The organism is Streptomyces sp. NPDC056224, assembly GCF_042267665.1.
Classification (GTDB): domain Bacteria; phylum Actinomycetota; class Actinomycetes; order Streptomycetales; family Streptomycetaceae; genus Streptomyces.
In genome coordinates, this window is the sequence record NZ_JBHJTK010000010.1 from 121,942 (window position 1) to 135,084 (window position 13,143).

9 protein-coding genes and 1 pseudogene are annotated in these 13,143 nt (G+C 69.4%); 6 read left to right on the top strand and 4 right to left on the bottom strand.

Annotation, left to right across the window (positions count from 1 at the left end; all coding sequences use genetic code 11):
* Window positions 1–524 precede the first annotated feature (524 nt).
* The 3 genes and pseudogenes from ACFCZ1_RS15730 to ACFCZ1_RS15740 form a co-directional block, all read left to right on the top strand.
* Complete coding sequence (locus ACFCZ1_RS15730) at window positions 525–1,865, top strand: endonuclease domain-containing protein (protein ID WP_376678832.1); 1,341 nt, start codon at window positions 525–527, stop codon at window positions 1,863–1,865.
* A 464-nt stretch (window positions 1,866–2,329) separates the two neighbouring features.
* Complete coding sequence (locus tag ACFCZ1_RS15735; RefSeq protein WP_376678833.1) at window positions 2,330–2,572, top strand: hypothetical protein; 243 nt, start codon at window positions 2,330–2,332, stop codon at window positions 2,570–2,572.
* Window positions 2,573–3,007: 435 nt separating this feature from the next.
* A pseudogene (locus tag ACFCZ1_RS15740) lies at window positions 3,008–3,258 on the top strand (DNA-binding protein); the annotation flags it as partial.
* Between the two features lie 305 nt (window positions 3,259–3,563).
* Here the strand turns inward: ACFCZ1_RS15740 and ACFCZ1_RS15745 are convergent.
* Window positions 3,564–4,712 (bottom strand): serine hydrolase domain-containing protein, encoded by a 1,149-nt coding sequence (locus tag ACFCZ1_RS15745; RefSeq protein ID WP_376678834.1) that lies wholly within the window; start codon window positions 4,710–4,712, stop codon window positions 3,564–3,566.
* A gap of 227 nt (window positions 4,713–4,939) precedes the next feature.
* Between ACFCZ1_RS15745 and ACFCZ1_RS15750 the strand changes: the two genes are divergently transcribed.
* Window positions 4,940–8,077, top strand: a complete 3,138-nt coding sequence (locus ACFCZ1_RS15750; protein ID WP_376678835.1) for a BTAD domain-containing putative transcriptional regulator — start codon at window positions 4,940–4,942, stop codon at window positions 8,075–8,077.
* A 95-nt stretch (window positions 8,078–8,172) separates the two neighbouring features.
* Here the strand turns inward: ACFCZ1_RS15750 and ACFCZ1_RS15755 are convergent, their stop codons facing one another.
* Together ACFCZ1_RS15755 and ACFCZ1_RS15760 are read right to left on the bottom strand one after the other, a co-directional pair.
* A complete protein-coding gene (locus ACFCZ1_RS15755) occupies window positions 8,173–9,006 on the bottom strand; it encodes an alpha/beta fold hydrolase (protein ID WP_376678836.1) in 834 nt (277 codons plus the stop codon).
* A gap of 191 nt (window positions 9,007–9,197) precedes the next feature.
* Window positions 9,198–10,037, bottom strand: a complete 840-nt coding sequence (locus tag ACFCZ1_RS15760) for an alpha/beta fold hydrolase (RefSeq protein ID WP_376678837.1) — start codon at window positions 10,035–10,037, stop codon at window positions 9,198–9,200.
* A gap of 438 nt (window positions 10,038–10,475) precedes the next feature.
* On the opposite strand from ACFCZ1_RS15760, the gene ACFCZ1_RS15765 reads away from it, so the two are divergent.
* Window positions 10,476–10,760, top strand: a complete 285-nt coding sequence (locus ACFCZ1_RS15765) for a beta/gamma crystallin domain-containing protein (RefSeq protein WP_376678838.1) — start codon at window positions 10,476–10,478, stop codon at window positions 10,758–10,760.
* A 154-nt stretch (window positions 10,761–10,914) separates the two neighbouring features.
* Here ACFCZ1_RS15765 and ACFCZ1_RS15770 read toward each other — a convergent pair whose 3' ends face one another.
* Window positions 10,915–11,790, bottom strand: coding sequence for an SGNH/GDSL hydrolase family protein (locus tag ACFCZ1_RS15770; RefSeq protein WP_376678839.1), 876 nt, complete (start codon window positions 11,788–11,790; stop codon window positions 10,915–10,917).
* 741 nt (window positions 11,791–12,531) lie between these two features.
* Here ACFCZ1_RS15770 and ACFCZ1_RS15775 point away from each other — a divergent pair.
* Window positions 12,532–13,113: a sigma-70 family RNA polymerase sigma factor gene (locus ACFCZ1_RS15775; RefSeq protein WP_376678840.1), complete on the top strand. Its 582-nt coding sequence runs from the start codon at window positions 12,532–12,534 to the stop codon at window positions 13,111–13,113.
* Window positions 13,114–13,143: the final 30 nt, after the last annotated feature.

Here is a 13,143-nt window from a genome sequence, read left to right on the forward strand (position 1 = left end):
AGGCGACGGCCTGCAGCGCACCCCGCCCCAACGCTTCGTCATACGCGGCCGGAGCCGGCTCGACGACCTCTCCCTCCCGCGTGAGTTGGTAGATGAAGCGCTTGCGGTAAGCCCTCGACGGCCGTGACCCGCCCGGTGTCCGGGTCGGCCGGGTTCCCCCACTCGACCGGTCCGGCCTGACGGGGAGTTGGGGGCATTGCTGTAACTCGTCCGAGCGGTCTCGGTGTCGGTGGTGGTCCTGTAGGTCTCCTGCAGTGTCCTTCGAGGATCTGCCGGTGACGCTGTCCTGCCGCTTTGGCTCGCCGCGGGACTCTGTTGCCCATTCGTCCGGGCTCGGGGACGGCTGATGTGCGAGGGCGGTTTGCCCGGTACTTGACGTTCTGGAGGTTCGGCTACGGGCACGGGAGGCGCTGACCTCGGCGCGACGAACCAGATGCTCAGGAATATGGAGTTGCGGGCGGCGGCCCGGGCCGACCGAGGCGCTTGGGACCCGTTGCCGCGTTGCAGGCCGTTAGCCTGTCGGTATGTCAGAGCGCGTCATTCCCGGTCGTCCGGACGGCCTGATCACCCTGGTCGCCGCGGACGCTCTGTGGGTCGATTTGACGGCCGACAGTGCTGTGCCGACGGCTTCTGGGGCGTTCACCTGCTCTCCTGCCCGTGCCCAGGTGGGGTACGTCCTGCTCGGCGGTGATGTGGTGGCGACGGTGAGGGCGAGCGGCGGTCAGTGGAGCGTTCCGGAGGTTGAGGTGTGCCGGGCGGCCGCGGAACTGAACGCGGTGGGGATGGATCGGCAGGACCTGGTCCGCATCGGTCCGTTTCGTGGGGCGCCGAGGCAGGAGCGCAACGAGGAAGCGCCGCTGCGTTGGCGCCAGCGCATCACGGGGGAACTTCAGGAGCTGGGCGGCCCCGAGCGGGCAGCACGACGTGAAGTCGGCCGGCCGTACCATCTGGCGGGGATCGACTGGCGACAGATGCTCGTGGAGCAGACTCGCGACGGGACGCAGCACACGTGGTGGCTGCCGCGCGCTGTGGTCAGGCTGCTGGACGCGGCCGAGCACGCCGAAACGCAGTGGGTGCGAGCCGCGCGGACCCGCCAGGCAAGCGCAGCCGTCACCGAGCCGCCCTCCCACCCCCGGCAGGCCCGACACGTCGGCGGTCGGCAGACGCCGAGCCCCGAGAGCCCCACCGCCTCTCTGCGTCCGTATGACAAAGAGCTGGAAGGCCAGCGGTATTCGGTGCTCAGCAGGAAGCCCGGTACCTCCCGCAGGGGGGCTGGGTGGGCGTGCGCCGTCTGCCGCACTGCGCCCGCCACCGTGCTCGATCACTGCCACGAACACGGCTACGTCCGCGCGCCCGTCTGCCAGTCCTGCAACACACAGGAACGCCCCGACCACCTGTACAGCAACGACATCCGCGTGGCGAACCGCTACACACGCCTCTTCGACACCGACACCGACGACTGGCTCCGCCACTGGCACCGCTGCCCCGGCTGCCGCGCACGCACCACCCTGCCCCTGCCGCACCTCGCCGCATGGACCGCCCACATAGCCTGCCGATCGCTGCGCCCGACCCACCGCGCCCCCCGCGGACGCAAGCCCTGCGGTGTCCTGCGCGTGTCCTGGACGGGCAGTCAGAACGCACCCCGTTCCTGCCTGCTCACTGTCGCCGTCGACTTCTGCCCCTCCGGCGAGCACCGTGTCCTGGCGCGAGTCCCCTACCGCGAAGCCGCCGACTGGTTTCGTGCCTGGTTGGCCGAGACGGCCCCTGCCGTGGCCGCCGCGGCCGGTCCTGACCGCCTGGACGGCCTCCCTGCCCGGTTCCGGCCAGTCATCGCGGACACCAGCGGCGAGGACCAACTGTTTTGAGCGGGCACCGGGAGACCTGACACCCCACCGTCACCTCACAGCTGCCGGCTCCCGACACGGTCACCCCCGCACGCAGCTTGCCACCAAGGGTGCCGGGAACGGGTCACTCCAACGGACCGTCGCGTTCTGTCCGATCAGCCTTCACTGTCGGTTTGTTGATCGATACGGTGAGAGGTGATCGTCGTCTCGGGTGGGGAAGCTGATGGATCTCGCAGACAGATATCGGGCTTTGGCTCGTGGTGCGCTGTTGGTTGCTGAATCTGCCGAGGACGCCTACCCGCTGGGTGCCCTTGATCGCTTCCTCAAGCCATGGGTCCGGGGCAGACTGCACTCGCTGGCCGGTCTGCTCGACAGTTGCGACACCAGACGTCAGCTGGCCGAGGACACAAGAGCCTTGGCTCAGACAGCCGCTGCGGCGCCTGGATGCCGGCTCGGACGTCCCCGGCGCAGCAACCTGGGACTTCATGGTGATCGCCAATCCGTCTGACCCGGCAGACGAGGGCACGTCGTTCGTCGTCATGGTGTCGACCGGCGACCACCCCGGTGAAGTACCCGCTCAGGTGTCCAAGGAGCTTGAGAGCGAACGAGCGTGGTACCAGCAACTGGAGTACGGCTTCTGTGCCCTGGGAATCACGCCGTTTCTCACCGCGATCTACGACCCTGATCGTCACCGGAAGCGGGCGACCGATGACGGCAACGGCGGCTGACCTGTCAGGCGTCGCAAATGCGCGGAGTCTGCCATGTTGTCCGGCCCGAGACCACGGTATCTCCCCGTGGCCATCGGGCCGGACGTAGCGGCAGCTGGATCCCATTCAGCCGTTCAGTACAGAGAGTGATCCCGTCGAGTCATATGCGGAGCCGGCAGAACTAAACCGCAGGTCAAGCGCCCTTCGCGATCGGCTCAAGGATCGCGACGCACTCGACATGGTAGGTCATCGCAAACATGTAAAGTCGAAAACAGGTTAAAGAGAACCGCAGGTCAGCGGCATGCGAGACGCAAATGGCTGGCGACGACGCCGGCTTACCGCCCGGCGATGGTCCCGGTAACGGCATTTCCGTCTTCCTGACCGCCGGTACTCGGCAGGCGATCCGCGAGCGGGTCGGCAAGCGGAAGGTCTCCGCGTACCTCGAGAAGGTGGCGCAACGACCCCGCCCTGAAGTGGACGCTCTCCGGCTGCGCGTCGAGCCGGTCGCCCAGGCCCTGGCCCAGTCAGCCCCGCCCTGCTGCGCACGGCCGGGCTGCACGGCCACAAGTACGCCATCGACGCCATGCTCTGCGCCATCGCCCTTGCCCGCCCAGGCCGCGTCACCATCCTGACGTCCGACGCCGAGGACATCACCGTGTCCATCACCGACCACCGACCACCCTCGCGTGACCGCCGAGAAGGTCTGATGAGCGGAGCCACGCCGGGCTCCGCACGAAACCTGCCCCCTCCGGCGCCCTGAGGACATCGGGACCCTTCCCCCCTTGCAGAAGCAGCCGCCGGCGGGGACGTGCAACATGACGGCTCACGTCCAGGTCGTTCGGTTCGACAGCCGCGCCTCCGGCGCAACGGCACTCCTGGCGACTGGCGGCGTCGCAACGACCGCTGGAACCTCAGCACTGCGCTGGGGCGCAGCCCGAGAACCGCACCCTGACGCGCGAGCTGAACCGGTGGGGCACGTCTCCGCCCACGGAGCTCTCGGAGCGGCCGGGCCTCAGTCGGTGGAGTCCAGGACTTCATAGACATGCCTGATGTAGCTGTGGGTGCGCTCCGAGCCGAGGATTCCGTCGCCCAGCCGGTTCATCGTGTACGAGAACGTGACGCGCCGGTCGAGGTCCATCATGACGATCGAACCGCCCCGGCCGACCCAGAAGCAGACCCTTCCGGTGGGCATGTGCGGCATCGTCCTCGCATCGGCGAGCGCGAAGCCGATGCCCCAGCGCACGGGAACACCCAGGAACAGGTCGACTCCGTCCGCCTGTACCTCGAGGACCTTCTCCACCGTCTCCTCGGAGAGGAGCCGGAGGCCGTTCACCTGGCCGCGTCGTGAGATCACGGAGAGGGCGCGGGCCATGCCGCGTGCGTTGCCGTGTCCGTTGACGGCGCCGAGTTCGGCACGGCGCCACTGCGGAGTGTCGACATGCTCATCCCTGGCGGGACTTCCGAGCAAGGTCTTGGTGAAGATCCCCTCGGGATCGAGGCCGGCGGGTATTCCGGAGAGCTGCGACGGGGCCACCAGCTCGGCGATGCGCGACCAGTCGGCCTGCCGCGCACCGATCTGGACGTCGGCCTGCGACGGTTTGGCGATCTCCGTGTCGACGAACTCGGTCAGGGTACGGCCGCTGACCCGCCGGACGAGCTCTCCCACGAGCTGTCCCTGAGTCTGCACGTGATAGCCCGAGGCGCTGCCCGGCTCCCACCAGGGCGCCTGCGCGGCCAGCCGGGCGCTCGCGGTCGGCCAGTGGTACAGATCGTCCATGGTGAAGGGCTGCTGCCAGCCGGAGAGCCCCGAGGTGTGTGCCAGGACGTGCCGCACCTCGATGTCCTGCTTGCCCTGAGCAGCGAATTCGGGCCAGTAGTGCGCGACCGGGCGGTGGAGGTCCAGTGCCCCCCGGTCGACGAGGACGAGGGCCGCCAGACTGCTCAGGGTCTTGGTGGTCGACCACAGGCTGACCAACGTGTCCTGGTGCCAGGGAACGGTCCGCGCTTCATCGGCGTGCCCACCCCACAGATCGACTTCCATGACTCCGTCGACGTCGACGGCGATCGACGCCCCCAACTCCTCGCCGGACTCCAGGTGTGCCGCCAGCGCCGCTCGGACCGGTTCGAACCGGGCGGTGCTCGTTCCCTCGACGTTGACCATGTCTCTTCCCCACTCCTGACGACGACCGTTCGATCAGTCAACGGAACGATGGGCACGCCGGTTCATGCGCCGTCGAAGGCGAGGGGCGCCCGTCCGGATGCCCCTGCGACGGCGGTTCGAGACGACCGCGAATGATCACACGGAGTGACATCCTGCTAATGTCCTGTCCGGTATGTGGGCAGCGGGCCACGGGGTCCTCGCCTCAAGCGGGATTCTGGGTGGGTGCGGTGACAACTGCGGGGCAAGGTCTCGACTTCGGGCTGCTGGGTCCGCTGGAGGTACGGCGGGCGGGCGCGATACTCGATCCGGGCCGGCGCAGGCAGCGGCTGCTGCTGATCCGCCTGCTGCTGGGCGAGGGCCGAGCGGTCGCTCCGCAGACGCTGTGCGAGGAACTGTGGCCGCAGCAGCCGGGACGGACGCCGGGCGGAGCGATGGGCTCCCTGCACGCCCACGTCAGCAAGATACGCGCGGTCCTGGAACCGCAGCACCTGCGCCGACAGGGCACCTGCCAGGTACTGGTCACCGAACCCCTGGGCTACGCCCTGCGGGTGCCGCCCGAGAGCCGTGACACCGTGCGCTTCGAGCGTGCCCTTGCCCTGGCACACCGGTTCATGGACCAGGGCCGGCCCGAAGGCGTGCTGGAGGAGACCCGCAAGGCGCTGGAGATGTGGCGCGGCACCGCGTTCGCCGACGCCGCGCACCACCTGTTCGCCGTCAACGAGGCGGCACGCCTGGAAGAACTGCGGCAGTCCACCCGCGAGATCCGCACCACCGCCCTGCTCCTGCGAGGACGGATCACCGAGGCCCTCGACGCGGCACAGGAGATGACCACGGAGCATCCCCTGCGGGAAACCGGCTGGGCCCTGCTGCTCCGTGCCCTGTACCTTGCCGGCCGGCACCCCGAAGCGCTGCAGCGCTATACCGACCTGCGCCGGCACCTCGCCGACGAACTCGGCCTCGAACCCGGCCCGTCCCTGCGCGCGCTGCACCACGGCATCCTCCACCACGACCTGCCACCCCTCCACTCAGCCGATGAGCTGGCCAGGTTCGGCGCGGCATCCGTCTCCGGCGGGGATACCGGACACGGGCGCGACCCGGTCGGGCCGACCACGTCCGGGATACCGGTGGAGGGCGAGGCGTCCGCGCCCGTCCGCCCGGCCGACGACGACGAACCGGCCGATGCCCCCGACCGGTCCGATGCGAGGCGCCACCCGGCTGCGCATTCCGCGGGGACCACGTCGCCGCCCCGGGTACGTCCGGCCCAACTGCCGCGCAGCCTTGCGGTGTTCGCGGGGCGCGAGGCCGAGGGCGCATGGCTGTCGGCCGTTTGCGGTGCACCGGACCGCCCCGGCACGAGTGCTGCCGCTGCCGTCGTCGTCAGCGGTGCTCCCGGTGTCGGCAAGACCACTTTCGCCGTCCACCACGCCCACCGCATCGCCTCCGCTTTCCCCGACGGACAGCTTTTCGTCAACCTGTGCGGTTTCCACCCCCACGCGCCCGCCGTCGAACCCGGCAACGCCCTCCACGGCTTCCTCACCGCCCTCGGCGTTCCTCCCCAGCGCATCCCCGAGGACACTGCCGGCCGCAGCACGCTCTTCCGCAGCCTCCTGGCCGACCGGCAGATCCTCCTCGTCCTGGACAACGCCCGCGACGAGCAACAAGTGCGCCCCCTGCTCCCCGGCGGAGCGGGCTGCCTCACACTGATCACCAGCCGCAACCAGCTTCCCGGCCTGATCGCCGCCGACGGCGCCAAACCCCTCGCTCTCCCTCTGCCCTCGCAGGCGGAGGCTCACCAAGCCCTCGAGCGACGTCTGGGCACCGCGCGTCTGGTCGCCGAGCCCGCCGCCACGGCCGACATCATCCGCCTGTGCGGACGGCTGCCCCTGGCCATGGCGGTGGTCGCCGCCCGCGCCGAACTCGATCCCTCCTTCCCCCTTCACGCCATCGTCGACGACCTGCGGCACACTCACGGCAGCCTCGACGCGTTCACGGGCTTCGACTCCACCACCGACGTACGCGCCGTCTTCTCCTGGTCCTACCGGTCCCTGGACGAGACCACAGCCCGGCTCCTGCGCCTGCTGGCCCTGCATCCCGGCCCCCACATCACCGCCCCCGCCGCCGCCAGCCTCGCCGGCCTCCCGCTCCCCGCAACCCGCCGTGCGCTCGCGGGCCTGGTCGGCTCCTGCCTCGTGGAACAACCGCTGCCCGGCCGCTACGGCCTGCACGACCTCCTGCGCGGCTACGCCACCGAACTGACCCACACCCACGACACCACCGGCGAGCGCCACCACGCCACGCTCCGGGTCCTGGACCACTACTTGTTCACCGCATACGCGGCCAACCAGCTCCTGAAACACGACACCACGCCCGAGCTCGACCTCGGTGCACCCGGCCCGGGCGTCACCCCGGAGAACCTCACCACCGTCAAGCAGGCGACCCGATGGCTCGCCGCCGAACACCGGGTGCTGACCGGCCTGCTCCACACCGCCGTCAGCCAGAAGCTGGACCACCACACCACCGGGCTGGCCTGGTCGCTCAAGGACTACCTCCACCGTCAGGAATTCTGGCCCGAAGCCATCACCGCGCTGACCCCGGCCCTCGAAGTGGCCCGGCGCCAGAACAACCGGCTCGAAGAAGGCCGTTGCCTACGCCATCTCGGCGGCGTGCAGGGCTATCTCGGCCACCAGGAACAAGCCCTGCACCACCTGCGACTCGCCACCACGATCTTCGAAGAGCTCGGCGCGACCGGTGATCAGGCCCGAGCCCACTACGTCACGGCATGCGCACTGTTCCTGTTCGGCCGGATTCAGGAGGCCGTGACGTTCTCCGTGCGGGGCCTGGAGCTGTCCCGGGAGACGGGCGAAGAGTTGTGGCTGGCCGAGTGTCTCGGCGAACTCGCCTGGTTCCGCTGCAACCTGGGGCAGCTCGAAGAAGGCCTTCTGTACATCGAGGAGAGCATCGGCTTGTTCCAGCGCATGGACGCGCCGTGGCAACTGGCCCAGGCCTGGGACATTCTGGGGTACAACCTCCGCATGCTCGGCCGTTACGAGGAATCGGTGGCCACCTACCAGCGGGCGACGCAGGCGTTCGAGGAACTGGGCGACCACAGGAACGCCATCGGCACACTGATGCGGCTCGGGGACACCCGGCTGGCCCAGGGCGACCGGGAAGGCGCACGGACGGACTGGGTCCAAGCCCTCGAAGGCGCCGGCGCGCGAGCCATGTCCCTCAGCGCCCAGCAGGTCCGTGACCGGCTCACCGCCCTGGACACGGACGCGGACCCCACGCCCACCGTGCCGGAGAGGGCGGCCGTCAGTCACGGCCACAAGCTCCCGGTTCCCGGGAGTGGCAGTCCCGCGGCATAGGGCTCCGGTGGGCTCCCAAGACGGCGCCCCGTCACCGTCGAACGGTGACGGGGCGCGTGCGGGACGCCGTCCGGCCGATGAGAGGCCGCCGCCCCCTACTTGGCCAGGAAGGCGAGGAGTGCGTCGGTGACCTCCTGGGCGTGGGTCCACAGCAGGCCGTGCGGGGCGCCCTCGACGACGACGTAGTCGGCCTGCGGGACCGCCTTGCGGAAGAGCTCGCCGGTGGCCTCGATGGGCAAGATGCGGTCGGCGGTGCCGTGCAGGATCAGGGCCGGCACGTCGATCTTCCGGATGTCGGTGCGGAAGTCGGTGGTCCACGTGGACACGCAGGCCAGCGAGGCGTACCAGGAGGCGCCGGCGGCCACGTTCCAGCTGTTGCGGACGGCCTCCTCGCTGATCCGGGTGCCGAGGTTCTCGTCCAGGTTGTAGAAGTCCTGGTAGAACGCGCTGAAGTAGGCGTACCGGTCGGCGGTGACGGCCTGCTTGATGCCCTCGAAGACGCTCCCGTCGACACCCTCGGGGTTGTCGTCGGTCTTGAGCAGGAAGGGCTCCAGCGAGGCGAGGAAGGCAGCCTTGGCGACCCGGGCGGAGCCGTAGGTGCCGAGGTAGCGGCCGACTTCGCCGGTGCCCATGGAGAACCCGACGAGGACGGCGTCGTGGAGGTCGAGGGTCTCCATGACGGTGTTCAGGTCGGCGGCGAAGGTGTCGTAGTCGTAACCGGTGGTGGGCTGGCTCGAGCGGCCGAATCCGCGCCGGTCGTAGGTGATGACCCGGTAGCCGGCCTCCAGCAGGGCTGCGGCCTGCTTCTCCCAGGAGTGGCCGTCGAGCGGGTAGCCGTGGATCAGCACGACCGGCTGCCCGGTGCCGTGGTCCTCGTAGTAGAGGTCGATGGTGGTGGAGTTCTCCTGGCCGACGGTGATGAACGGCATGGTGGTTGCTGCCTTTCGATAGGGGTTGTGGTGCGTATGTGGTGGCTCGGGTGCGATCGGCGGTCCGTACCGGCCCGGCCGCAGGTGTCCGGCACCGGCACCTCGTCACCCTGGAAACGGTGACGGGGTGGGCGCGGTTCACCCTTTGCCCGATAAGGAACTGGTGACGTGGCCGGGAAGGCCGGTGCCGGTCAGCGGACCGTACGGGCCGCCTTCTCCACGATGCGGGCGACGGCGTCGGGACGTGAGACGGAGACAGCGTGCGAGGCGTCGATCTCAGTCGTACGCGCGTGCGCCCGGGCCGACATGAAGCGCTGGGCCGCCACGGGGATGTTCCGGTCCTCGGTGGTGACCAGCGACCAGGAGGGAATCGTCTTCCAGGCGGCACGGGTGGAGTTCTCCTCCAGTGCGGCGGCGGCGATCGGACGCTGCCCGGTGGCCATGAGCCTCGCCTTGTCCGCCGGAACGTCCGCGGCGAACTGCTGGTGGAACTTGTCCGGCTTGATGAAGACGTCAGCGCCCGACGCTCCGCCGGGAAGCTCGTAGTTCACCGGAGCGACGACCTGGCCGAGGGTGCTGCCGGGGAACTTGTTCGTCAGCCCCAGCGAGCTCTCGCCGGTGTCGGGCAGGAACGCGGCGATGTAGACGAGAGCCTTGACCTTGCCCTCCAGGCCCGTGGCGGCCTGGCTGATGACGGTGCCGCCGTAGGAATGGCCGACCAGGATCACCGGGCCGTCGATGTGCTCGACGACGCTGCGCAGGTAGGCGGCGTCGGTGGCCGGTCCGCGCAGCGGGTTGGCGGCGGCCACCACCGGGTACCCGGCCCGCTGCAGCCGCTCGACGACCCCGTCCCAGCTGGAGGCGTCGGCGAACGCTCCGTGCTCCAGCACGATCGTCGGCCGGGTCCCCTGGTGACGGGCCGACGCCTCGCCCTGGCCGGGCAGGGCCGCGGCCGTCACGGAAAGGCCGACTGCCGCGACACCGAGCAGGGTGAGCAGTCGGGCAGGCCTGGTCGGTCGGGTGATGCGCATTTCTTCGATGTCCTTCTGTATGAGGTCGGTCGCCCTGACGGGATGGGCCTGCGAGCACAGCGTTGACGGTGGCGGCGCTCGGCGCCCGAACACCCCCCGCGCCCTGCCGGCTGCCGGCTGCCGCCACAACAGCCGACAGGGCTGACGACCGGTAAGGGCTCTCGTGTGACCGGCCGTCACCGCTTCTACGAGCAACCCCGCGCCGCGGTTCACCGAGTGGGTGATCTCGGTACCGGTCCGGCCGGGCCCGCTCTCCGGACGGCGATGAACCAGAACTCCCCTTCCCACGTTGCGGTGAGGGGACGCCCGCGCGTCCCTGCGATGCCTCCGTGTGCTGTGGCCCCCGGCGGCGCCACACCACCATGGAAGGAACAACTCACCGGTGAAGCGCTTCATCACACGCCTCGCGGTAGTCGCGGCGGCGGCGCCATGGCCGTCGTGCTGCCTGCTTCGTCTGCGTCCGCCATCAACCGCGTCGGTTGCACCGAGATGGGCTACCTGACGGTTCACAACGCAGGCGGCTCCCTCTGCTTCGCCAACGCGGGCTCGCAGAGCGTGGCGATCTACGGCGTGGACCAGATCTGGACCGGCAACAACAAGCTCACGATGGAGTACGTGCCGAGGCTGGGCGCGCCGGCGACCAGCGGGACCATTGAGAAGTGGAGTTACTGGACTGCCACCGGCGCACCCATCCACGAGATCACGAAGATCAGGATCTGGTAGCACCCGTCGCCGCGCATGGGGGGACAGCGGGTCCTCGTCAGCGATGACGCAGGCACTGAGTTCCGGAACCCTCCATGGGCCCTACAGGCTCGGCGCCCCATGTCCCGATCTCCGGGGTCCGGAGTGTCGCTCCGAACCCCGGAGAGGGCGGTGACTACTTCTTGAGCCTCTCGTACACCTCGACGGCTGCCATCAGGTGGCCGACGGCGTTGGGGTGGGCGGATCCAGACGTCCGCGGCAGCAGGGGGTTGATCCACTGCTCGGACGGGGGCCGGCACATGTCGTGGCCCCGGAACACCGAAGAGGTGTCGACGAACTCGGCCTGCCTCAGGAGAGCCGACATCTCCAGCATGAAGTTCAGCCGGTTCGTGGTCTGGTGGAGCCAGGTGACGTCACCCTTGGCCAGCGGCACCGAGGAACCGCAGGCGCTCCCGTCGACGGGGAACGGGTTGGGGTACCCGACCACGACGACACGCGCTCGGGGGCTGCGCCGCTTGATGTCGGTGAGCATGTCGGGCAGACGCGTGTTCAGCCTCGCGAAGCCCGCGTCCACCTCCCTGGCCGCCACGTCCCGGCAGGGAGTTCCCTCCCGGGTGGTGAGACCGGCCAGGACGCATCTGGTGAGCACGTCGGAGAAGCCGAGGTCGTTGCCGCCGAGCGTGACGGTCACCAGGTCGGTGTCCTGGGTGAGGGCGTTGACCTGGGGTGCGGCCGCCCCCTCCTGGTTCCACAACGAGCGCGTGGTCGCTCCGCCGCACGTGACGTCCTTGAAGACGGCGGGCTTGTACGTCTCGGCGATCCACGCCGGGTAGCTGCCCGTGGAGCGCATGCACATCGCGTCCGTCTGCCCGGGCAGGCCCGTTCCTGCGGCGTAGGAGTCACCGAGGGCGACGTACTGCTTGAAGGCTCCCTGCCCGGAGACATCGGTCGCGGCGGCCGGAGCAGCCCCGGACGTCAGCAGCGAGACGGTGAGAGCAGCGGCCGCGGCTACCCCTCTGCGGATCTTCGAGTACGGGTGAGAATGAGCCATGAAGTCCCCTTGAGGTGGAAAGAGGCCGCACGAGTCGGCGGCCCGTCCTTGGGCACGCGACGCGTACGGACGTGTCCTTCGCCTCTACGACTGAGGCACCTTCCGGGTTCAGGCCTGGCGAAACTCCCTCAGCCACCGCCCTACTCCGCCAACAGCCGCCCGGGGAGCATCCGTTCTCGAATAAATCGCCTGCTGCCAGACCCTGGCCTGAAGATCTACGGACGCAGGCATCCGACCACCGACGGAGGTGCTCCTCCGTGTACGGGCGGGCCCGGTGCTGTAGGAGCTACGGCCGGAGGAGGCGTCCGCCGCAGCGTTGAATCACCGCCCTGGACATGGATGCAGGCTCCGTACCCGTCCCGCCGCAGAAGGGCGTCGGCAACCACACGGCGCCGGTTCCGACAGGCACTGATCCTGCGCACCGGTCACCCGGGGCGGAGATTCACCGGCAGTAGGAGCTGCCCCTGTCCGAACGCGGCGAGCCATCGCTTCACCAGGTTCAGCGAGGACGACACCGCCGGCGCGAAATGCCGAGGGGAATCCGGGAAGACCGGTGTGTCCTCACACGACTACCTGTTCTCGGCGGACGCGACGTGCCGGGAGCGGGCGGCACGGGTCGGCAAGCGGCGCGACAAGGCGACGACAAGGTTTGGCGAAGGGGGCCCGTCAAGTGTTGAGCCACTCACCCACGCAGGTGGGAGTGCACGCCACGGAACACTTGAACAGAATTGGGCACCACCCATGAACGGGACCATGGAGGCGGGGACGGCCACCCTCGCTCCGACTCGGGCACATGTCCGGCACGTCGCTTCGGACGCCGACTGCGACACCTTCATACGAGACATCTACGAGCAGTACGGCCCTCTGCTCGTCCGATACGCCGCCCGGCTGCTGGACGGTGACTGGCACAGGGCGGAGGACATCCTCCAGGAGACCGCGGCGCGCGCCTGGAAACACGCCCGGCTCCTGAGCGCCCGGGGCGAACACATCCGGCCGTGGCTGTTCACCGTGGCCAGGAACCTGGTCATCGACCACCACCGGGCCCGGCAGGTCCGGCCACTGGATCTGATGGCGGTCGAGGACCTGGACACCTCCTGGGACTGTACGGAGTCCACGATCACCTCCCACGCGGTGCTGGAGGCACTACGGGAGCTGAAGGAACAGCACCGGACCGTCATCGGCCTCATGTACTCCCTGGAATGCAGCGTGGCCCAGGCGGCCGAGCACCTCGGCATCCCGCCCGGCACCGTCAAGAGCCGTGCGTTCTACGCCGTGCGGGCGCTGCGCAAGTCCTTGGAGAAGCAGGGCGTTCTCGGCGTGTAGCCATGGCACGGGGCGGCGACGCCGGCCCGG